A 21169-nucleotide genomic window follows, 5' to 3' on the forward strand; every position below is an offset into this window, starting at 1 on the left:
TGCTGCGCTGGACAAGGCACGGGGCGGCGACTATCTCCGCAAGGGTCAGGAACACTGCACCAAAGGACCATGCCATGCTGGACAAGCGTCAGTTCTATATCGACGGCCAATGGGTCGCGCCGCTGGCAGGCACCGACCGCGCAGTTATTGATCCGTCGACCGAACAGCCCTTTGCCACCATTTCGCTGGGTGGGCAGGCCGACACCGATTTCGCCGTTGCCGCCGCCCGTGCGGCCTTCCCAAGTTGGCGCACCTCGACCAAGGCGCAGCGGATCGACATGATCCACAGCATTTTCGACGTCTACATGCGCCGCTCGGACGAGATGGGCGCGGTGATCAGCCGCGAGGTTGGCGCACCGCTCGAGATGTCCAAGACCCAGCAGGCGCGCACCAGCAGCTCGCACTTCACCGGCTTTCTCGACGCGCTTGAGACCTTCGAATTCGAACGCCCGCTGCGCCCGGACACACCGCACGACCGTATCCTCTATGAACCCATCGGCGTGGCCGCCCTGATCACGCCGTGGAACTGGCCGATGAAGCAGATCGTGCTCAAGGTCATTCCGGCGCTGGCTTCGGGGTGTACCGCGGTGCTGAAACCCTCGGAACAAGCGCCGCTGTCGGCAATGCTGTTTGCCGAGATATTGCACGAGGCCGGCGTGCCTGCGGGCGTGTTCAACCTGCTGAACGGCGACGGGCCGGGGGTGGGCGCGCAGCTTTCGGGGCACCGAGACGTGGATGTGGTCAGCTTTACCGGCTCGACCGATGCAGGCCGCGCGATCACGCGGGCAGGGGCGGACACGGTGAAACGGGTGCGGCTGGAACTGGGCGGCAAGGGCGCGAACATGATCTTTGCCGATGCCCATGAGAACGCTGTGCCAAGCGGTGTCATGCGCTGTTTCAACAACTCGGGTCAGTCGTGCAACGCACCCAGCCGGATGTTGGTGGAACAGCCGCGCTATGCGCAAGCGGTTGAAGAGGCCAAAGCCACCGCCGAGGCGATCACCGTGGGTGGTACGTCCGAGGTTGGCCCGCACATCGGGCCTGTGGTCAACGCAGCGCAGTTCGACAAAATTCAGGCGCTGATTGCCTCGGGCATCGAAGAGGGTGCGCGGCTGGTGGCGGGTGGCCTGGGCCGACCCGAAGGGATCGAACAGGGCTTTTACGTGCGTCCCACGGTCTTTGCCGATTGCACGCCCGACATGACGATCATGCGCACGGAAATCTTCGGCCCGGTGCTGTCGATGATGGTCTTTGACACCGAGGGCGAGGCCATCGCCATTGCCAATGACACCGACTACGGCCTGACCAACTATGTGCAGACCGCCAATCCCGACCGCGCACAGCGTATTTCGCGCGAACTGCGCTCGGGCATGGTCGAGATCAACGAACAACGCCGTAGTACCGGCGCGCCGTTCGGGGGCATGAAGCAGTCGGGCACAGGGCGCGAGGGCGGCATCTGGGGGCTGGAAGAGTTTCTGGAGGTGCGCGCAATCAGCGGCTGGCCAGCCCAATAAGGGCTGGCACCGGGGCTTTGCCTGGACTCTTCAGGACATGCTGAACCCATGACAGGCCATCAGAACGCGGCGCCCATCACCACTTCGGGCAGCCATGTGGCCAGGCCGGGGAACAGGCACAGCAGGAAAATCGCCAGCACCATACATCCGACAAAGGGCAGGGACCCCAGCAGGATGGTTTTCAGCGAAATGTCCGGCGCGATGCCGTTGATGACATAGAGGTTCAACCCCACAGGCGGCGAGATCAGGCCGATTTCCATGTTGATCGTCAGCACCACGGCAAACCAGATCGGGTCAAACCCTGCCGTTGTGATGATCGGCAGCAGGATGGGCGAGGCCATCAGGATCACCGCAACCGGCGGCAGGAAGAACCCTGCAACCAGCAGGAACACGTTGACGATGCCCATCAGCACCCAGCGGTTCACGTCCAGCGTGGCAATCCATTCAGCAATCGACTGGGTGATGTAAAGCGAGCTGAGCATATACGAAAACACGCCGGCGGCGGCGATGATGAACAGGATCATCACCGATTCCTTGGTGCTGTCACGCAGCACCACCCACAGGGCGCGGGGGCTCCATAGTTTGTAGATCACCATCGCGATCAGCAGGCACAGCAGCGCCCCGACCGCAGCGGTTTCCGATGGCGTGGCGATGCCGCCATACATGGCATAAAGCACGCCGATGATGATGGCCAGGAAGGGCAACACGCGAGGCAGGATCTCGAAGCGCTGAGCCCATGTGTATGTCCCGCTGCCCAGACGTTCGGCATCGCCGGATTTCCAGGTGCTGTACAGAGACCACGCCATGAACAGTATCACCAGCAGCAATCCCGGAATGACACCGGCAAGAAACAGACGGCCAATCGAGATTTCGGTGGCAATGCCATAGACGATCATGGTGACCGACGGCGGGATCAGAATGCCCAGCGTTCCGCCTGCGGCGATCGACCCTGCGGCGACGCCGTCAGGATAGCCGCGTTTGCGCATCTCGGGGATGCCCATCTTGCCGATGGCCGCACAGGTCGCGGGCGAAGACCCCGACATCGCGGCAAACAGCGCGCAGGCGCCAAGGTTGGAAATCACCAGCCCGCCGGGAATGCGCGTCAGCCAGCGCTCCAGCGCTTCGTACAGGTCAGCCCCTGCGCGGGTCGAGGCAATGGACGCGCCCATAATGATGAACATCGGGATCGACAGCAGGGCAAAATTGTCGAGCTTGCCAAAGAAGATTTCCGGCAACAGTTCAAGCGAGCGCATTCCATCGAACACGATCAGAAAGCCCGCCGATACGATCAGCAGCCCGACGGCCACCGATACGCCGGAAAACAGCACAAGAATGGTCATGACCGCGACCAGCGCGCCCAGCAGAAGAGGGTCCATTATTCAGCCTCCAGTCCAAAGGGCGTGTCGACACCGATCAACACCGCAATGAAATCAGCGATCAGTTGCAACAGGAACAGGCCAAAGCCCACGGGCAGGGCCAGATAGGGAATCCACAGGCGCACACCCCAGACGGTGTCCGACTTCCAGCCACGCTCGAAGGCATAGTGCCAATAGTCGAACCCGTACCACAGCATCACCGCAACGATGACGATGGACAGAACCGATGTGACCACGGCAAGGCCAAACCGCAGGCGGGCGGGCAACAACAGCGGGATCAGGTCCACATTCACATGGCCGCGCAGCCGCTGGACATAGGGCAGGCCGATCAGGGTGGCCGCGACAGCCAGATAGACCACGGCTTCGGTCTGCCATATGGTCGACCCGTTCAGCACAAAGCGGATAAAGATCATCTGACAGGTGATGAAGACCGCAGCGACGATCATCGCTGCCGAACACCAGCCCGCAAAGGTCGAAATCGCAGCAACAGCGCGCAGAAATGGGTTGTCGCCCGTGCGTGCAACGCGCCCGCTTGTGTCATGGCCAGCCATAAAGCCCCCGCTTGAATGTATTGGAAAATGTGGGTGCGGGGCGCACAAGACGCGCCCCGCTCGCCTCGGTTATTCGACGGCCAGCGCCATATCCAGCAACGCCTGCCCGTCGGGCACCTCTTCGACAAAGGCCTTGTACGAGGTTTCTTGTGCCAATGCGCGCCATGCGTCGAAATCGGCCGCGCTCATCGCCGCAATCTCGACACCCGCCTCTTTGAACACGCGTGCCGATTCAGCGTCTTCTTTCTTGGCTTCTTCCAGATAGAATTCCTGCGCTTTTGCGGCTCCTGCCAGCAGGGCGGCCTGTTGCGCTTCGGTCAGGCTTTCGAACTTGGATTTGTTCATCAGCAGCGGCTGGTACATGAACCACAAGGCCACGTCGCCCGCAGGCGTATAGCATTTGACCTGCTCGTAAATGCGATAGGACACAAAAGACGAAGACGAAGTATTCGCCGCATTCAGCACACCGGTTTGCATCGCGTTGTAGATCTCGGACGAGGCCATCGAGGCAATTGACGCACCTGCGCCGGCCAGCATCTGTTCAAACGCCTTGCCCGCCGCGCGGGTTTGCAGGCCGGCGACATCTTCGGGTTTGGTGATGCATTTGTCTGCCCCGGCAAAACCACCGGCCAGATAGCCGTGCACCAGCACCATCACGTCATCCTCTGCCATCTTGGCTTCAAGCGCTTCCATAAAGGGGCTCTCGCTCAGACGGGCGGCGTGATCGTGGTTTTTGACCAGACCGGGCATCAGGGTCAGGTTATAGGCCGGCTGCTGGCCACCTGCATAGCTGAGGGGCAGCACGGTCATGTCCAGCTGGCCACGGCTTAGCGGCTTGTACTGCTCGCGCGGTTTGAACAGCGATTTCGAGCCGAAAATCTTGATGTCCAGATCGACGTCAGCGGCAGCGACCTCGTCGGCAACGATCTGTGCCACCTTGTGACGCACATCCTGATTGGACCATTGGTGCGACAGACGCAGTTCGGTTGCGTTTGCCATCCCGGCCACGCCAACCAGCGCCGATACCGCCAGCACATTCTTGAAAATAGTTTTCATTTTATCCTCCCAATTGCGCACCTCTCCCGTGGCACGACATGCCTCAGGGTTAACAATTGAGGTCTGTCAGTCAAGTTTTGTATACAAAATAACCTCTATTGAGTTTTTATCGGCCCTGTGGCATTTGAAAATAATGGAAACACGCCGCGCCGACACCATCGCCCAAGAGCTTGAAGAGCTGATTTTCAACGGTACCTACGCCGATGGCGACCGGCTGGACGAAGTGCGGATTTCCGAGAATTTCGGCGTGTCGCGCACGCCGCTGCGCGAGGCCTTTCAACGGCTGGCACTGTCCGGTCTGGTCGAGCTGATCCCGCGGCGCGGGGCTTTCGTGCGCCAGCCTGGTCCGGTCGAGCTGATTGAAATGTTCGAAGTGATGGCCGAGCTTGAGGCCGCTTGCGGTCGGCTGGCCGCGCGACGGATCACCGACGAAGCGCTGGAAGACTTGCGCGAAGCGAACCGCAAGTGCAGCGCCGCCGTCGTTGCGCGCGATGTCGACACCTATTACGTCGAGAACGAGCGTTTTCACCAAATCATCTATCGCCAGTCCGGCAACAGTTTTCTGGAACAAGAAGCGCTGCGCCTGCACAAGCGTCTGAAACCGTTCCGCCGCCACCAACTGAACCTGCGGGGGCGTATGGATCAATCGATGGCAGAGCATCAGGCCATCGTCAGCGCACTTGCAGGCAATGACGCGACCTTGTGCGCGGACAGCCTGCGCAACCATGTCGCGGTGCAGGGCGAAAAGTTCCACTTTCTGATGTCGTCGCTGCAAAATCCGGCCAAGTCCAAGACAGGGTGAAAAGCAGGGGCCTGAGCTTAGGTCACCGACTCATAAGTTCGCAACCAGATCCTGATTGACGCGAGTTGTATGGATGCGAGGAAATTATCATCGCGTTTGTCATATCTTGTTGCTACCGCGCGGAAATTTTTGAGTTTGTTGAAGAAACGCTCCACTGCGTTGCGTGCTTTGTAACGCTCGCGATCATGCGGGATGACAGGATTGCGTTGCGGCATCGAAGGGATCACGGCTTGCGCCTTCTGTTTGGCGATCAAATCACGGATCGCGTTGCTGTCATAGGCGCGATCCGCCAGCACGCTGCAGCCTTCTTTCAGTCGATCCAGCATCTGCTCTGCCGCGTGTCCATCATAGGCCTGCCCAGCCGTCAGCATGAGCCGGATCGGGCGGCCAAGCGCGTCCACCAAAGCGTGGATTTTCGTTGTCAGCCCGCCCCTTGAGCGACCCAGGCAATCGGATCGCCCCCTTTTTAGGGCCATTTGCGCCCTGTTGGTGTACCCGGATGGAGGAGCTGTCAATCATTTGCACCTCACCCTCATATGCCTCTGATATTGCTTCAAGAATACGCGCCCAGTGGCCCGCACGCCGCCAGCGGTTGAAGCGGTTCACACAGGTCGTATGCGGCCCGTATCGTGCAGGAATGTCTGCCCAGGGCGCACCAGTCCGCAAGCGCCAGAAGATGCCGTTCAAAACCCGCCGGTCATCCACACGGGGCTTGCCGCGCACCTTCGTCGGCAGCAACGGCTGGATCACCGACCATTCAAAATCTGTCAAATCAAAACGTGCCATTCTCACCTCCACATTTGCCGGAAAGTGAATCACGTTTTCTAAAGTCTGTGAATCCCTTTTATGGGTATGTGACCTAGGGTCCGGCCCTACAAATCCGCCTGCATCATATGACCCGGTGCAAACAGCAGCCGCACGCGGGTGACGGCGGTTGCACCGTTCCAGGTGTTGCGCGTCACGGCAAACAGGGCCGCCCCTTCAAGACATCCCAGCTCATGCGCTTCGGAGCGGCTGGCGTTGTGCGCCGACAGGGCGATGTCGCCACGGGTATAGGGCGTGTGTTCCAGCAGCCATTCGTTCGCGCTGGTGGTGTCAAACGACTGGTCCAACACCCCCGGCGCCCCCTGCGGATTGATCCAGCGGTCTTCCAGCGCATAGGGGGTGTCGTCGGAAAAATGCAGCGCGCGCACATGCAGCAGGGCACTGTCGCGCGTCATGAGCGCGGCGCGCACGCGGGCAGGCGGGGGCATCAGCGCGCGTTCCAGCAGGCTATAACCATAGCGCCCGCCCTTGTCTTCGACCTCCTGGCGGATCACCGCAATCGACAGGGTGGCCCGCGCCACCGGTTGCAGCGCCACGCGTGTGCCTGCCTTGCGCTTGCGGTCCAGCAGACCGGCCTCGGCCACCGCCCGCAGTGCGCGGTTGACCGTGGCGCGGGCGCAGCCGAATTCGGCGGCCAGATCGGCCTCGTTCGGGATCAGATCGCCCGGCGCCCATTCGCGGGCATGAATGCGGCGCAGCACCTCTTGTTGCACCGCTTGCCAGTTGCGAAAGGCTGTTGTCACAGGGCATCCCCCAGCGATTTTATCACCTTGCGATAGGCGGCCACGATAGCCTCGCGCCGGATGTGCGCGCCGTTCTGTACCACATGGCGGCCTGCCGACCAGACATCGCGCACCAGCCGGTCGTCACCGGCAAAGATCCAGCTGTCCAGCGCCTGATCGCCGCTGCGCCCCTCAAGGTGGATCGAACCGGAATCGAGCGCCAGCAGATCGGCCCATTGTCCAACGGCGATGGCCCCGCTGTCGCGCCCCGCAGCCTGCGCGCCGCCTGCCAGCACGGCGTCAAGGATGCGACGCGCCGTCGATGCCTGTTCTGTCGCCAGCGCCGCGCGCGTGCCGTCACGCAGGCGTTGCGAATAGTCCAGTGTGCGCAGCTCTTCGGACAGGCTGATGCGGATGTTGCTGTCAGACCCCACAGCCACCGCGCCGCCCGCATCGAACCAGCGAACACCGTCGAAAATGCCATCCCCCAGCGAGCTTTCGGTGATCGGGCACAGCCCCGCCACGGCCCCCGTTGCGGCCAGCGATTGCGTTTCGTTCGGTGTCATTTGCGTACAATGGATCAGGCACCAGCGATCATCCAGCCCCATATGGTCCAGCGCCCAGTCAACAGGCCGCGCGCCCCAGCTTGCCTGCACCTCGTCCACCTCGGGACTCTGTTCGGCCAGATGCATGTGCAGGGGACCGTGCGGATAGCGGCTGGCAAATGCGCCCAGGTCTTCGCGGCGCACGGCGCGCAGCGAATGGGGGGCCGCGCCCAGCATGTGATCGGCGGGCAGGGCGCGCAGCGCCTTGCCGGCAGCGGCGTGCAACTGTTCAAACCGCGCGGCGTCATTGCCAAAGCGCACCTGACCCGGCCCCAGATCGCGCATGTCACAGCCGCCGTATTGGTAGTGGACCGGCACCAGACACAGCCCCGCGCCCGACTGTTCGGCCGCCGCCACGATGCGTCCCGACATCTCGGCCAGATCGTCATAGGGCACACCGCCGGGTTGGTGATGCAGATAATGGAATTCGACCGACGCGCCGTAACCTGCCTCAAGCATTTCCATCTGCACAAAGGCGGTGATCGCCTGCACGTCATCGGGCGTCAGCCGGTCAAGAAAGCGGAACATAAGCTGCCGCCATGTCCAGAAACTGTCGCGCGGATCGGGGCCACGCCGTTCGGTCAGACCGGCCATTGCCCGTTGGAAGGCGTGTGAGTGTACATTCACCGGGGCAGGCAGCAACAGCCCCAGATCAGCGCCGCTGCGCGGTGTGTTCGCGGTGACAGCGGCAATGCGCCCCGCGTCGACGGCCACCGTCACATCGCGCGCCCAACCGTTTGGCAACAGCGCCTCAGATGCCCAGAGCTTTTCCATGATGCCTCGCTTGACAGATTAATATGTGCAGACATAATAAAAACAAATCTGCACAAATGACAAGTGAGTCGTGACCATGCTTTTGACCAACGCCCGTATCGCCACCATGACCGCCCCGCAGGGCTATGGCATGATCGACGACGGCGCGATTGTGATCGACGGTGCCCGCATCGTCTGGGTCGGGCCGCAGGCGGATCTGCCTGCCGAACATACCGCCCAAGACGCCACCGATCTGGGCGGGCGGTTGGTGACCCCTGCGCTGATCGACTGTCACACCCATCTGGTGTTTGGCGGCAACCGCGCGGGCGAGTTTGAACAGCGGCTGGAAGGCGTCTCTTACGAACAGATCGCGCGCAGTGGCGGCGGTATCGTGTCGACCGTGCGCGCCACGCGCGACGCCACGCCCGAGGCGCTGTTGCACGCGGCGCTGACCCGCGTGGACGCGATGATCGCCGAAGGGGTCAGCACCATCGAGGTCAAATCCGGCTATGGTCTGGACCGCGAGAGCGAGTTGAAAATGCTGCGCGTGGCGCGGCAAGTTGCAGAGGTGCGCCCGGTCACGGTGCGCACGACCTATCTGGGCGCCCATGCGGTGCCGCCCGAATATGCGGGCGATGCGGACGCCTATATTGTTCAGGTCTGCATCCCGACCCTGCACGCCGCCCATGCCGAAGGGCTGGTGGATGCGGTGGACGGGTTTTGCGAAGGCATTGCCTTTGATACGGCCCAAATCACGCGGGTGTTCGACGCGGCACGCGCGCTGGGCCTGCCTGTGAAACTGCACGCCGAGCAATTGTCGAACATCGGTGGCACGCAACTGGCCGCACGCTATGGCGCGCTCAGCGCCGATCATGTCGAATACGCCAACGCCGCCGACGCCGAAGCCATGGGGCAGGCGGGCAGCGTTGCGGTGTTGCTGCCGGGGGCCTTTTACACCCTGCACGAAACCCAAATGCCCCCCGTCGCGGCCTTTCGTACTGCCGGCGTGCCGATGGCGGTTGCGACCGATTGCAACCCCGGCTCCTCGCCGCTGGCCTCGCCCTTGCTGGCGCTGAACATGGCCTGCACGCTGTTTCGCCTGACACCCGCCGAGGCGCTGGCAGGGCTGACCCGCAACGCGGCACGTGCGCTGGGCCTGACCGATCAGGGCCGGATCGCACCGGATATGCGCGCCGATCTGGCGGTCTGGGACGTGTCCGAACCTGCCGAACTGGCCTATCGCATCGGCTTTAATCCCCTTCATTCCCGCATTTTCGGAGGCACATTGTGACCGTTACCCTGACACCCGGCACCACGACACTATCGACCCTGCACCAGATCTGGGCGCATGGGGCCGCAGCAGCCATGACCTCCGATGCCCGCAAGGGTGTCGAGGCTGCGGCAGCGCTGGTCGCCAAGGCGGCGGCGGGCGAGGCGGCGGTTTATGGTGTGAACACCGGCTTTGGCAAACTCGCCTCGGTCAAGATCGCGGCCAAGGACACCGCGCGGCTGCAACGCAACCTGATCCTGTCCCATTGCTGCGGCGTCGGCACACCGCTGGATGCGGCGACCACGCGGTTGATGATGGTGTTGAAACTGCTGTCGTTGGGGCGGGGGGCATCGGGAGTGGCGTGGTCTACGGTTGCTTTGATCGAGGGGATGCTGGCCAAAGGCGTGAACCCGGTGATCCCGGATCAAGGCTCGGTCGGTGCCTCGGGCGACCTTGCGCCACTGGCGCATATGGCAGCCGTGATGATCGGCGAAGGCGAGGCGGTCTTTGACGGCACCCGCATGGCAGGGGGCGAGGCGTTGAAGGCTGCCGGCCTGGAGGCGATCACGCTGGGGCCGAAAGAAGGTCTGGCGCTGATCAACGGCACGCAGTTTTCCACTGCCTGCGCGCTGGTGGGGCTGTGGGGCGCTTGGGCCAATGCGTCGGCCAGTGTTGTCACCTGCGCGCTCAGCACTGACGCGATCATGGGCAGCACTGCACCGCTGGAAGACGCCATTCACACCCTGCGCGGCCATGCGGGCCAGATTGCGGTGGCCCGTGCGCAACGTGCGCTGATGGCAGGTTCGGAAATCCGCGAAAGCCACCGCGACGGCGACACCCGTGTGCAGGACCCCTATTGCATCCGCTGCCAGCCGCAGGTGACCGGTGCCGCGATGGACCTGCTGCACGCCGCCGCCCGCACGCTGGAAATCGAGGCGAACGCCGTCACCGACAACCCGCTGGTGCTGGTGGATGACAGCCACCCCGACGGCGGCATGATCGTGTCGGGCGGGAATTTCCATGCCGAACCTGTGGGCTTTGCTGCCGACCAGATTGCGGTGGCCATTTCGGAAATCGGTGCGATTGCGCAGCGGCGCGTGGCACTGATGGTGGACCCGACGCTCAGCTTTGATCTGCCGCCCTTTCTGACACCTGATCCGGGCCTGAACTCGGGCCTGATGATCGCCGAGGTGACCACAGCGGCGCTGATGAGCGAAAACAAGCATCTGGCCAATCCCTGCACCACCGACAGCACGCCGACCTCTGCCAACCAGGAGGACCACGTGAGCATGGCCGCACATGCTGCACGTCGACTGGCGCGGATGAACGCCAACCTGAACGTGATCCTGGGCGTCGAGGCGATTTGCGGTGCGCAAGGCATCGGGTTCCGTGTCCCCTTGCAGACCAGCGAGACTTTGCGGGCCGTCATTTCCACCCTGCGCCAGAGCGTGCCCGAAGTGGCCGAGGACCGCTACATGGCCCCCAGCCTCGAGGCGGCAGCCGCGATGGTGCGGGACGGCCAGTTGGTCGCAAGCGCCGAGCTTCCGGCCTTTGTGCGCGGAGAGATGGCATGACCCCTGTCGAAATCACTCACGGCGACAGCCCCGTGGTGCTGGGCCTGCCGCACACCGGAACCTTTGTGCCCGCCGACATCCACGCGGCGTTGAACGCGCGGGGCAGGGAACTCGCCGACACCGACTGGCATATTCACACGCTGTATGACGGGCTGCTGGCCGGGGCCACGACCGTGCGCGCCACATTCCATCGCTATGTCATCGACGCCAACCGCGATCCCAGCGGGGCCAGCCTGTACCCCGGTCAGAACACCACGGGACTGGTGCCGCTGACCGACTTTGACGGGCACGACATCTGGCAAACCGAACCCGACGCCGCCGAGATCGAACGCCGCCACGTGGCCTATCACACGCCCTATCACGTGGCCTTGCAGGCGGAACTGGAGCGGGTCAAGGCGCGCCACGGCGTTGCGATCTTGTACGATTGCCACTCGATCCGCAGCGATATCCCCTTTTTGTTCGACGGCATCCTGCCGGATTTCAACATCGGCACCGATATGGGGCGCACCTGTGCCCCGCAGATCGAAGCCGCGACCGTGGCGGTCTGCGCGGCGGCCACACAAAGTCACGTCCTGAACGGACGGTTCAAGGGCGGCTGGACAACCCGCCACTATGGCCAGCCTGCGAGCGGCATCCACGCGATCCAGATGGAGCTGGCCCAGTCCACCTATCTGACGGACGAAGCCGCTCCCTGGACCTATGACGAAACCAAATCCCGCGCCTTGCGCATCCATCTGCAAGACATCCTGACCACGCTGGCCGAAATGGCCCCCCAGTTGAAAGGCACATCATGACAAACCCGCGCCACAACCTTCGCGACGTATTCCCCGACACCGGCACGACGATCACCGCCAAAAGCTGGCTGACCGAAGCGCCGATGCGTATGCTGATGAACAACCTGCACCCGGACGTGGCCGAGAACCCGCATGAGCTGGTGGTTTACGGCGGCATCGGCCGGGCTGCGCGCACGTGGGAGGATTTCGACGCCATCGTGGCGGCGCTGAAAGAGCTGGAAGACAACCAGACGCTGCTGGTGCAATCGGGCAAGCCCGTGGGCGTGTTTCAAACCCACAAGGACGCACCGCGCGTGCTGATCGCCAACAGCAACCTTGTGCCGCATTGGGCCAATTGGGACCATTTCAACGAGTTGGATAAAAAGGGTCTGGCGATGTACGGCCAGATGACTGCCGGATCGTGGATCTATATCGGCACCCAGGGCATCGTGCAGGGCACCTATGAAACCTTCATGGAAGCGGGCCGCCAACATTACGAAGGCGACCTGAAAGGGCGCTGGATCCTCACCGGCGGTCTGGGCGGCATGGGCGGCGCGCAGCCGCTGGCTGCCGTGATGGCGGGGGCCTGCTGTCTGGCCGTGGAATGTGACGAAACCCGCGTCGATTTCCGCCTGCGCACGCGGTATGTGGACGAAAAAGCGCATACGCTGGATCAGGCGCTTGAGATGATCGAGGCCTGGACCAAGGCGGGCGAGGCAAAAAGCGTGGGGCTGATCGGCAATGCGGCGGATGTGTTCGCCGAACTGGTCGAACGCGGCATTCACCCCGACATCGTGACCGACCAAACCTCGGCCCACGATCCGGTGCACGGCTATCTGCCCCAAGGCTGGTCGGTGGCCGAATGGCGTGCCAAGCAGGAAAGCGACCCCAAGGCGGTGGAAAAAGCCGCCCGCGCGTCGATGAAAAACCACGTGGCCGCGATGGTTGATTTCTGGAATGCGGGCGTGCCGACGCTGGATTACGGCAACAACATCCGTCAGGTGGCGCAGGAAGAGGGGCTTGAGAATGCCTTTGCCTTCCCCGGCTTTGTGCCCGCCTATATCCGCCCGCTGTTCTGCCGTGGCATCGGCCCGTTCCGCTGGGCTGCGCTGTCGGGTGATCCCGAGGATATCTACAAGACCGACGCCAAGGTGAAAGAACTGATCGACGATCCGCACCTGCACAACTGGCTGGATATGGCGCGCGAACGCATCTCCTTTCAGGGTCTGCCTGCCCGCATCTGCTGGGTGGGTCTGGGCCTGCGCGACAAGCTGGGGTTGGCGTTCAACGAAATGGTGCGCACTGGCGAGCTGTCGGCGCCTGTCGTGATTGGTCGTGACCATCTGGACTCAGGCTCGGTCGCGTCCCCCAACCGCGAGACCGAGGCGATGAAGGACGGGTCGGACGCGGTCAGCGACTGGCCGTTGCTGAACGCGATGCTGAACGTGGCCAGCGGGGCGACATGGGTGTCGCTGCACCACGGGGGCGGCGTCGGCATGGGCTTTTCCCAGCACTCGGGCATGGTGATCTGCTGTGACGGGTCCGAGGACGCGGACCGCCGCATTGCCAACGTGCTGTGGAACGATCCGGCAACCGGCGTCATGCGCCATGCGGATGCAGGATATGACATCGCGCTGGATTGCGCGCGCGAAAACGGGCTGAACCTGCCCGGTATCCTGAAAGGCTGAGGGTGGGGCATGGCAGCGGGGGGCATCCCCGCTGCGACAGGGCTAGAATTCGCGGCGCAGGGCGGTTTCGTCCAGCTGGTCCAATACCTTGATAAAGGTGTCGATCTCGGCCTGTGTCAAACCTTCTGTCATGGCCTCCTGGCGGCGCATCATGATCGGTAGGATCTTTTCCTTAAGCGCCCGCCCCTCGGCGGTGGCGCTTAGCAACTGGCGGCGCTGGTCGCGTTCGTCCTGTACGCTCGCAATCAGTCCCTTGTCCACCAACCCCTTGATCGCGCGGCTGATCTGCGCCTTGTCCAGACGGCTTTCCTTGACGATCTGGCTCATGGTGGCGGTCGACATGCTGCGCAAAATGTACAGAATGCGCCATTCGGTCAGTGTGATATCGCCGTGGCTGGCCAGAACATGCCCTGCCTGGGCATTCAATGCGTTCTGCAACTTCGAGAGACGATAGGTCAGAAACTGACGCAAATCGAATTGGGACAAGATTTTTTCGTCGTCTTTCATCGGTCTGTCATATCCAAGAATGCGTGTTTTCGCTAAGAACTATGTGGCGCCTGAACCCAGAAAGTTAATGTTTGAACGATATGAAGTCCAACCGCTTGTATTGTCAACGTGCGCGCAGCCGTTGTTTTATTGCGTGATTGCAGCCTTTCCCCGTCGGGTTCCGGCACGGACATCCAGGCAATTGTGTTCGACTTCAAGAATAAGTGTTGAAACCGAAGAAGCCTGCAACACATAAGGGCGCATGGACCACGGCGAACTAGAAGACTTGATTTCCCGGTGTGCGCTGCGCGATCGCGCAGCGTTCGAGAGCCTGTTTGATGCCACCTCTGCGAAACTTCTTGCAGTCTGTCTGCGTGTCTTGTCCAACCGAGCCTCAGCAGAGGATGCAATGCAGGACGCTTATATCAAAATCTGGACCCATGCAGGGCGGTATCAGACCACCGGGCACAGCCCGATGACATGGCTGATCACGATTGCACGCAATACTGCAATCGACCGTCTGCGCAAACGCAGGTTCACGACGGATGTGGATGATCCGGCGCTGTCCCTTGCCTCGCCCGACCCCGGTCCCGAACGGCAGGCGATTGCCGCGTCCTCGGCGCGCAGGCTGACGGGCTGTATGGATGAACTCCCCCCCGACCGTGCGGCAGCTGTGCGCGGTGCCTATCTGGACGGACGCAGCTATGCCGAGCTGGCCGAAGAATTCAAACAACCGCTGAACACCATGCGTACCTGGCTGCGTCGGGGGTTGATCGCGCTGCGCGAGTGTATGTCCGATGGCTGATACAACACTCACAGAAGACGACCGCGCACTGGCTGCTGAATACGCGCTGAGACTGCTGGAAGATCAAGAAGCAGAAGACGCCGAACGCCGTGTGCGCAGCGATGCGGCTTTCGCGGCAGAAGTCGTCGCATGGCAGCGCAACCTTTCGGCGCTTGCGGATGCGCTGGATCCGGTGCAGCCATCGGCTGCCGCCCGCCGTGCATTGATGACGCGTGTCTTTGGCCCGAAACCTGCCAGCGCGCTGCGCTGGCTGCGCCCACCGGTCTGGATCGGTCTGACGACCGCCGCCCTGATTGCCGCGGCCCTGTTCACATATCTGCCCGAGCGTTTGCAACCCACCGGACCCGTCTACACCGCGCAGCTGGCGCCCGAGCAGCGTGACTTTGTGCTGACGGCAACGCTGTCGCCCCAGACCGGTCTGCTGAACCTTGTGCGCAGCAGCACCGTAGCCCCGCCTGCGGGACGTGTCACGGAACTGTGGGCCATTGCACCCGATGCGGCACCGGTTTCGCTGGGCGTTCTGCCGCTTGATGGTGAATGGCAGGTTGCCTTGCCGGAAAACCTGCGCGCGGTGGCGGGGGCTCTGACGCTGGCACTGTCCGACGAGCCCGCTGGCGGGTCGCCCACAGGGGCACCCACGGGGGCTGTTCTGGCGGCCGCAGCGGTCGAACAGGCGCTGTAAGAAACCGCTTCGAACGCGCGTTCAGAAAAATTTCAAAAAAAACCGACACCGCGTGAAACTTCATGCGGTGTCTTGCGTGACTCCTGTTACGCAGCGGCCAATATAGCTGCCTTGGTCGATCTGTAACGAGTGAACCGGAAACGTCGGATATTTAACAATTAAGGACGCATACCCTTCGACTGGCCTGATCGACGCCACCGTAGCTGTTGACGTTCAAAATTCGTAGATGTTCTTCCGACAGGGTTGGTTGTCTGCCCCCCATGCAGGCGACCAACCCACCAATACCGGGTTCCTTTTCACCTATCTCCGTCACGAAAGGATCATCTGATGCGACGCCGAAATTTTCTGGTATCCGGCGCTGCGCTGGCCGTTTTGCGACCCGAGGGTGTTTCTGCCGCCGAGGGCAGTTTTGAAATCACCCGTACCGAGGCCGAATGGCGTGCAATGCTGACTGACACCGAATACGCGGTGATGCGCGAGGAAGAGACCGAGCGCCCCTTTACCAGTCCGCTCAACGACGAAAAGCGGGCAGGCGTGTTTCACTGCAAGGGCTGCGATCTGCCACTTTATGATGCCAAGACCAAATTCGACAGCGGCACCGGCTGGCCCAGCTTTTACGACAGCCTGCCCGATGCGATCGAAACCAAGCAAGATCGCAAATTGCTGTTTTATGTGCGTACCGAATGCCACTGCCGCCGATGCGGCAGCCATCTGGGACATATTTTTGATGACGGACCCGAACCAACCGGAAAACGCCATTGCCTCAACGGTGTCAGCCTGACCTTCACGCCGCAGAACGCATGAGCGGATATCGCATCTGGCTTTTTCGCGCGGGGCGCGCCCTTCTGGGTGCGTTCTTTGCCGCAGGGGCTGCGCAGAAAACTGTCGATCCTGTTCCTGCAATGGATTTGCTGCGCGGTCTGGGGCTGCCCGCCGTGCTGGTCTGGCCAGCGATGGTGTTCAACGCTTTGGGTGCTTTTGCGCTGTGGTTTGGTACGCGGCTTGGCATGATGGCGGTGGCGCTGGCGGTGTATTGCATGGTCACATCGGTGTTTCACTTCCGGCCTGACGACCCCTGGCAGATCAGCATCTTCGTCAAGAACTGGGCGATTGCAGGTGGCCTGCTGGCTCTGGCCAGCCACCCCGAGGCCCGCTGACAAAACAACCCTTGGCTGTATGATGCGGTGCCGTTAGAACTGCGGTATGCGCGCACCATTCCTGCTGTTTCTTCTCTCCTGTGTCGGTATCGCCGCGGCCGTCCTGCTGCCCGGCTGGTCGGATCTGTTGCTGCTGGCGGGCCCGATGGCGCTGGCAGCGGCACTCCTGTTGCTGCGCCGCCCGCGTGCTGCGCCGAAAAGACGGCCCGCACCGCGTAAAGCGCGAACAGGCCCGCCCGTCATCCTTGACGGATCGAACGTGATGTACTGGAAAACCCAATCGCCCGATCTGGCCCCCGTGCGCGAAGTGGTGAACACCCTGACCGACCGGGGCCTGTCTTCGTCGGTGATTTTCGACGCCAACGCAGGCCATCTGCTCTATGGAAAATATTGGCACGGAACCGACTTTGCCGCTGCACTGAACCTGCCAGACAGCCATGTGCGCGTGGTGGACAAAGGCACGCCCGCCGACCCGTTGATCCTGCAAACCGCCCGCGACCTCAGGGCACCGATCGTCACCAACGACCGTTACCGCGACTGGCTGGACCAGTTCCCGGAGGCGCGTAAACGCGGCCACCTGATCCGTGGCGGCTATCGCAAGGGGCCGCTCTGGCTTGATCTTCCCAAACCGCAGGCATGACCCTTCATCTTGCCAGATAAACTCCGGGGGAGGCGCGCAGCGCCGGGGGCAGAGCCCCGACCCACATCAGCCCGCAAACGGGTCTTCAGGGTACTGCACACCGGCCAGATACAAGCCCTGCGGCGGACACACCGGCCCACAGGCCGCACGGTCCTGCGCCTCAAGCGCGCGGCGCACATCATCCGGTGCCCAGCCGCCGCTGCCGACCCGTTCCAGCGTGCCGACAAAGCTGCGCACCTGATTGTGCAGGAACGACCGCGCCCGCACGGTGAACTGCACCTCGGGGCCCCAATCGGTCCCGACGCGCACAATATCCAGCGCGTCCAGCGTTTTGACCGGACTTTCCGCCTGACAGATCGACGACCGGAAGGTTGTGAAATCATGCAAGCCCAGCAAATGCGCCGCGCCTGCGCGCATCGCCTCTACGTCCAGTTCACGGTTCACGCGCCACACCAGCCCGTCCTGATGGGTTGCAGGCGCGCGGCGCATCAGCAGGCGGAACAGGTACTTCCGCTCAAGCGCCGAAAACCGCGCGTGCCAGTCGTCCGCGACCTGCGCGCAATCCACAATCGCCACCGGCGCGGGTTTCAGGTGATAGTTGATCGCCTCGGACAGACGAAACGGATCCCAGTCCTTGTCCATGTCGCAATGGGCCACCTGAGCCAGCGCATGCACGCCCGCATCGGTCCGCCCGGCGGCGGCGATGGTGTGCGCGCGCGGTTCCAGTTTCGCCAGCGCAGCCTCGATGGCACCCTGAACCGACGGCTGGTCCGGTTGCCGCTGCCATCCGACGAATGGCGCACCATGATATTCGACTTTCAACGCATAACGGGGCATGGCGCATGCCCTAGCGCCACGCAGCCCCACTGGCAAGCCTGTGGTGGACACCCTATGTTCATCTCAACAACATGCGTCACCTTTCAGGGTGATCGGGCAGAACAAGGGGACCCTGTGGTCATATCAGCAATAGCCGACAGTCTGGTACGCGGCGTCGAAAGCGTGCAGGACACGGTGTCCGAAACACTTTTTGAACCCGTGGTGCGCCTTGGGGTCACAGGCCTTGCGCGCTCGGGCAAGACGGTGTTCATCACCTCGCTGGTCGCCAACCTTCTGGACCGGGGCCGTATGCCGCATCTTCTGGCCGCATCCGAGGGACGGATCGAGGCAGCATTCCTGCAACCCCAGCCCGACGACACGGTCCCGCGATTCGACTACGAAAGCCATCTTGGCGCGCTCACGGCCGATCCTGCCCACTGGCCCGACAGCACCCGCCATGTTTCCGAACTGCGGGTCAGTCTGCGGGTGCGCCCCAAGGGGCTGCTTGCGGGGCTCAAGGGGCCGCGCACGGTGCATATCGACATTGTCGACTATCCCGGCGAATGGCTGCTGGATCTGACATTGCTGGACAAGTCATACAGCGAATGGTCGGCGGCCACGCTGGCATCCATCGCCAGCCGCGAAGAGGCATCCGGATACCGCGCCAAGGTGGCGCAGGTGGACGGGGCAGCCAGGCTGGACGAGCCGGTGGCCCAGGACCTTGCCGCAGGCTTTGCCGCCTATTTGCAAGACGCGCGCCGCGCGGGCTACTCGGACTGTGCGCCGGGTCGCTTTCTGCTGCCCGGTGATCTGGCGGGCTCTCCGGTGCTGACCTTTGCGCCGCTGCCCGCTGGCGCCGCCCCGCGCGGGTCGCTGCTGCGCGAAATGGACCGCCGTTACGAGGCGTATAAGGCGCAAGTGGTCAAACCCTTCTTTCGCGACCATTTCGCCCGCATCGACCGACAGGTGGTGCTGGTCGACGCCTTGGGGGCGATCCACAACGGCCCCGCAGCGCTTGAGGATTTGCGCGGCGCGCTCACCGACATCCTGTCGGCCTTTCGCCCCGGCCGGAATGCCTTCCTGACGCGGTTGCTGATGGGCAAACGGGTCGAGAAGATCCTGTTTGCCGCGACCAAGGCCGACCATTTGCACCACAGCCAGCACGCAGAGCTGACCGCGATCATGCAGGCGCTGGTGCGCGATGCCACCGACAAGGCGCGCTTTGCCGGCGCAGACACGCAATCGCTGGCCATTGCGTCGCTGCGCGCCACGACGGAAACGGACATGCCCCATGACGGTGAAACGCTGGGAATGGTGCAGGGCAAGCTCTTGGACACCGGCAAGCAGGCGGCGTTCTTTCCCGGCCATCTGCCCAGCGATCCGTCGCATCTGTTGAACCCGCAGCGGGGCGAGAACTGGCTGGCTGGCGATTATCAAGTGATGCGCTTTGCGCCCGCCACGCTGACCCTGCGCCCCGGCGACGGGCCGCCCCACATCCGGCTGGACCGCGCCGCGCAATTCCTGATCGGGGACAAGCTATGAACGCCGTTGAAATTTGTGCGGCCCGCCCGCTGGATGCTGGCACGGTGGGGGCGATCTTGACTGCGAATGTCGATGCAACGCCGTGGCTGCCACGGGTGCATTCGCGCGCCCAAGAGCTGATGTTTGCCGCTGATATGATAGACGCGGGTTGGGTGACGACAGCACGCACCGATGAAGGCGTCGTGGGGTTCCTGGCCTTGCAAGGCGATGAAATCCAAAGCCTCTATGTCGCGCCCCAAGCGCAGAACCGCGCCACGGGCACGGCTTTGTTGAACCACGCCAAACGCCAGCGCAATCGGCTGGGGCTGTGGTCCTTTGCGGCGAATACCGCGGCCAACCGGTTTTACGAACGCGCGGGCTTTCGCCCCGTGCAGCATACCGACGGGGCGGGCAATGACGTGGGCCTGCCCGACATCCGCTATGAATGGCACGCAGATAGGGAGGCCGCGTAATGGCCAAAGGTCCGGTTCTGATTGATCTTACCGAAACGCCATCGGTCGCCGATGCACCGCCGGTGCCCGACACGCTGGCCGAGCCGCTGCCGCAGGGGCGCGCGATGCAGACAGCGGCGCGGCTGGCGGCGCGGCGTCCGTCGCTGTTGGGACGGCTGTTCTGGTGGGTGACAACGACGCTGATCGGGGCCGTGGTGTCGATTGCGGCGTGGGACTTTGCCAGCGGCTTGATCGACCGCGCCCCGATCCTTGGCTGGATCGTGACCGGGCTGTTCGCCCTGTTCGTCGCAATCCTGCTGTTGATGGCGATCCGTGAACTGGCGGCTTTGGCGCGGCTGACCCGCATTGACGATCTGCGCCATCAGGCCGCCAGCGCAATCGAAGCCGCAGACCTGCCTGCCGCGCGCAAGGTGACCGACCGTCTGGTCGCGCTGTACAACAGCCGCGAAGATACCCGCTGGGGCCGCGAACGCCTGGCCGAGCTGCGCGGCGACCAGATGGACGCGGCGGCCTTGCTGACGCTGGCCGATGCCGAACTGCTGGCGCCGCTGGATGCCGCGGCGTCCCGCGAGGTTGAGGCAGCGGCGCGCCAGGTGGCGGCGGTGACGGCGCTGGTGCCGCTGGCGCTGGCCGATGTGGCCACGGCGCTGACCGCCAACCTGCGGATGATCCGCCGCGTGGCCGATGTCTATGGCGGGCGCTCCGGCTTCCTTGGCAGCTGGCGGCTGACCCGTGCGGTGCTGTCGCATCTGGTGGCCACGGGGGCGGTGGCCGTGGGCGATGATATGCTGGAACCGATCCTTGGCGGCTCGCTTCTGGGCAAGCTGTCGCGCCGCTTTGGCGAAGGGTTGGTGAACGGCGCGCTGACCGCCCGCGTGGGTGTGGCCGCGATGGAGGTTTGTCGTCCGCTGCCGTTCCCCGCCGGCAAACGCCCGACCAGCCGGGGAATCGTTCAGCGCAGCCTGACGGGGCTGTTCGGCACAAAGGGAAGCTAGGGGCCTGACCCCGGGTCAGGAAATCCTCACTTTGCCCCGCCAGCCCAAAGCGTTAACCTGCGCTTTGAATGTCGGGTAGGGGTAA

General features: G+C 63.0%; 21 protein-coding genes and 1 pseudogene. 14 read left to right on the plus strand and 8 right to left on the minus strand.

The window, feature by feature from the left end:
* Window positions 1-74: 74 nt before the first annotated feature.
* Complete coding sequence (locus DSM107133_RS06390; protein ID WP_114294910.1) at window positions 75-1514, plus strand: aldehyde dehydrogenase family protein; 1440 nt, start codon at window positions 75-77, stop codon at window positions 1512-1514.
* A 59-nt stretch (window positions 1515-1573) separates the two neighbouring features.
* Here DSM107133_RS06390 and DSM107133_RS06395 read toward each other — a convergent pair whose 3' ends face one another.
* The 3 genes from DSM107133_RS06395 to dctP form a co-directional block, all read right to left on the minus strand.
* Entirely contained in the window at window positions 1574-2890 is a 1317-nt protein-coding gene (locus DSM107133_RS06395; protein ID WP_114294911.1) for a TRAP transporter large permease, read from the minus strand.
* Window positions 2890-3441, minus strand: coding sequence for a TRAP transporter small permease (locus tag DSM107133_RS06400; RefSeq protein WP_114294912.1), 552 nt, complete (start codon window positions 3439-3441; stop codon window positions 2890-2892). The genes DSM107133_RS06395 and DSM107133_RS06400 overlap by 1 nt, the downstream gene beginning before the upstream one ends.
* A gap of 69 nt (window positions 3442-3510) precedes the next feature.
* Window positions 3511-4497, minus strand: coding sequence for a TRAP transporter substrate-binding protein DctP (dctP, locus tag DSM107133_RS06405; RefSeq protein WP_114294913.1), 987 nt, complete (start codon window positions 4495-4497; stop codon window positions 3511-3513).
* Window positions 4498-4630: 133 nt separating this feature from the next.
* On the opposite strand from dctP, the gene DSM107133_RS06410 reads away from it, so the two are divergent.
* The gene (locus tag DSM107133_RS06410; protein WP_114294914.1) at window positions 4631-5299 is read left to right on the plus strand and encodes a GntR family transcriptional regulator; all 669 of its coding nucleotides are present in this window, start codon (window positions 4631-4633) and stop codon (window positions 5297-5299) included.
* 17 nt (window positions 5300-5316) lie between these two features.
* Here the strand turns inward: DSM107133_RS06410 and DSM107133_RS06415 are convergent.
* From DSM107133_RS06415 to DSM107133_RS06425, 3 genes and pseudogenes are all read right to left on the minus strand, one after another.
* Window positions 5317-6091 (minus strand): annotated as a pseudogene (locus DSM107133_RS06415) (IS5 family transposase).
* 80 nt (window positions 6092-6171) lie between these two features.
* Window positions 6172-6867 (minus strand): GntR family transcriptional regulator, encoded by a 696-nt coding sequence (locus DSM107133_RS06420; RefSeq protein ID WP_205387887.1) that lies wholly within the window; start codon window positions 6865-6867, stop codon window positions 6172-6174.
* Complete coding sequence (locus tag DSM107133_RS06425; protein WP_114294915.1) at window positions 6864-8225, minus strand: formimidoylglutamate deiminase; 1362 nt, start codon at window positions 8223-8225, stop codon at window positions 6864-6866. The genes DSM107133_RS06420 and DSM107133_RS06425 overlap by 4 nt, the downstream gene beginning before the upstream one ends.
* Window positions 8226-8301: 76 nt before the next feature.
* On the opposite strand from DSM107133_RS06425, the gene hutI reads away from it, so the two are divergent.
* Genes hutI through hutU form a run of 4 tightly spaced genes read left to right on the plus strand, consistent with a single transcriptional unit; the run spans window position 8302 to window position 13509 of the window.
* Complete coding sequence (hutI, locus tag DSM107133_RS06430; RefSeq protein ID WP_114294916.1) at window positions 8302-9495, plus strand: imidazolonepropionase; 1194 nt, start codon at window positions 8302-8304, stop codon at window positions 9493-9495.
* On the plus strand, window positions 9492-11048 hold the full coding sequence (gene hutH / locus DSM107133_RS06435) for a histidine ammonia-lyase (protein WP_114294917.1): 1557 nt from the start codon (window positions 9492-9494) through the stop codon (window positions 11046-11048). Before hutI ends, hutH begins: the two co-directional genes overlap by 4 nt.
* A complete protein-coding gene (hutG, locus tag DSM107133_RS06440) occupies window positions 11045-11842 on the plus strand; it encodes an N-formylglutamate deformylase (RefSeq protein ID WP_114294918.1) in 798 nt (265 codons plus the stop codon). The genes hutH and hutG overlap by 4 nt, the downstream gene beginning before the upstream one ends.
* The gene (gene hutU / locus DSM107133_RS06445; RefSeq protein ID WP_114294919.1) at window positions 11839-13509 is read left to right on the plus strand and encodes a urocanate hydratase; all 1671 of its coding nucleotides are present in this window, start codon (window positions 11839-11841) and stop codon (window positions 13507-13509) included. Before hutG ends, hutU begins: the two co-directional genes overlap by 4 nt.
* 42 nt (window positions 13510-13551) lie before the next feature.
* Here hutU and DSM107133_RS06450 read toward each other — a convergent pair whose 3' ends face one another.
* Window positions 13552-14016 (minus strand): MarR family transcriptional regulator, encoded by a 465-nt coding sequence (locus DSM107133_RS06450; RefSeq protein WP_114294920.1) that lies wholly within the window; start codon window positions 14014-14016, stop codon window positions 13552-13554.
* Between the two features lie 241 nt (window positions 14017-14257).
* On the opposite strand from DSM107133_RS06450, the gene DSM107133_RS06455 reads away from it, so the two are divergent.
* From DSM107133_RS06455 to DSM107133_RS06475, 5 genes are all read left to right on the plus strand, one after another.
* Window positions 14258-14800 (plus strand): sigma-70 family RNA polymerase sigma factor, encoded by a 543-nt coding sequence (locus DSM107133_RS06455; protein WP_114294921.1) that lies wholly within the window; start codon window positions 14258-14260, stop codon window positions 14798-14800.
* Entirely contained in the window at window positions 14793-15482 is a 690-nt protein-coding gene (locus DSM107133_RS06460) for an anti-sigma factor (RefSeq protein WP_114294922.1), read from the plus strand. Before DSM107133_RS06455 ends, DSM107133_RS06460 begins: the two co-directional genes overlap by 8 nt.
* A 327-nt stretch (window positions 15483-15809) precedes the next feature.
* A complete protein-coding gene (msrB, locus tag DSM107133_RS06465) occupies window positions 15810-16286 on the plus strand; it encodes a peptide-methionine (R)-S-oxide reductase MsrB (RefSeq protein ID WP_114294923.1) in 477 nt (158 codons plus the stop codon).
* A complete protein-coding gene (locus tag DSM107133_RS06470) occupies window positions 16283-16639 on the plus strand; it encodes a DoxX protein (protein WP_114294924.1) in 357 nt (118 codons plus the stop codon). The genes msrB and DSM107133_RS06470 overlap by 4 nt, the downstream gene beginning before the upstream one ends.
* A 46-nt stretch (window positions 16640-16685) precedes the next feature.
* Window positions 16686-17279 carry a hypothetical protein gene (locus DSM107133_RS06475; RefSeq protein WP_114294925.1) on the plus strand — a complete coding sequence of 198 codons (594 nt, stop codon included), beginning with the start codon at window positions 16686-16688 and terminating at the stop codon, window positions 17277-17279.
* 66 nt (window positions 17280-17345) lie between these two features.
* On the opposite strand, the gene truA is transcribed toward DSM107133_RS06475, so the two are convergent.
* Window positions 17346-18116 (minus strand): tRNA pseudouridine(38-40) synthase TruA, encoded by a 771-nt coding sequence (gene truA / locus DSM107133_RS06480; protein ID WP_114294926.1) that lies wholly within the window; start codon window positions 18114-18116, stop codon window positions 17346-17348.
* A 114-nt stretch (window positions 18117-18230) separates the two neighbouring features.
* On the opposite strand from truA, the gene DSM107133_RS06485 reads away from it, so the two are divergent.
* Genes DSM107133_RS06485 through DSM107133_RS06495 form a run of 3 tightly spaced genes read left to right on the plus strand, consistent with a single transcriptional unit; the run spans window position 18231 to window position 21084 of the window.
* Complete coding sequence (locus DSM107133_RS06485; protein WP_205387888.1) at window positions 18231-19637, plus strand: YcjX family protein; 1407 nt, start codon at window positions 18231-18233, stop codon at window positions 19635-19637.
* A complete protein-coding gene (locus DSM107133_RS06490; RefSeq protein ID WP_114294928.1) occupies window positions 19634-20089 on the plus strand; it encodes a GNAT family N-acetyltransferase in 456 nt (151 codons plus the stop codon). The genes DSM107133_RS06485 and DSM107133_RS06490 overlap by 4 nt, the downstream gene beginning before the upstream one ends.
* Window positions 20089-21084, plus strand: coding sequence for a TIGR01620 family protein (locus tag DSM107133_RS06495; RefSeq protein ID WP_114294929.1), 996 nt, complete (start codon window positions 20089-20091; stop codon window positions 21082-21084). Before DSM107133_RS06490 ends, DSM107133_RS06495 begins: the two co-directional genes overlap by 1 nt.
* The last annotated feature ends 85 nt before the right edge of the window (window positions 21085-21169 follow it).

This window comes from Pseudosulfitobacter sp. DSM 107133, assembly GCF_022788695.1.
Lineage (GTDB): Bacteria > Pseudomonadota > Alphaproteobacteria > Rhodobacterales > Rhodobacteraceae > Pseudosulfitobacter.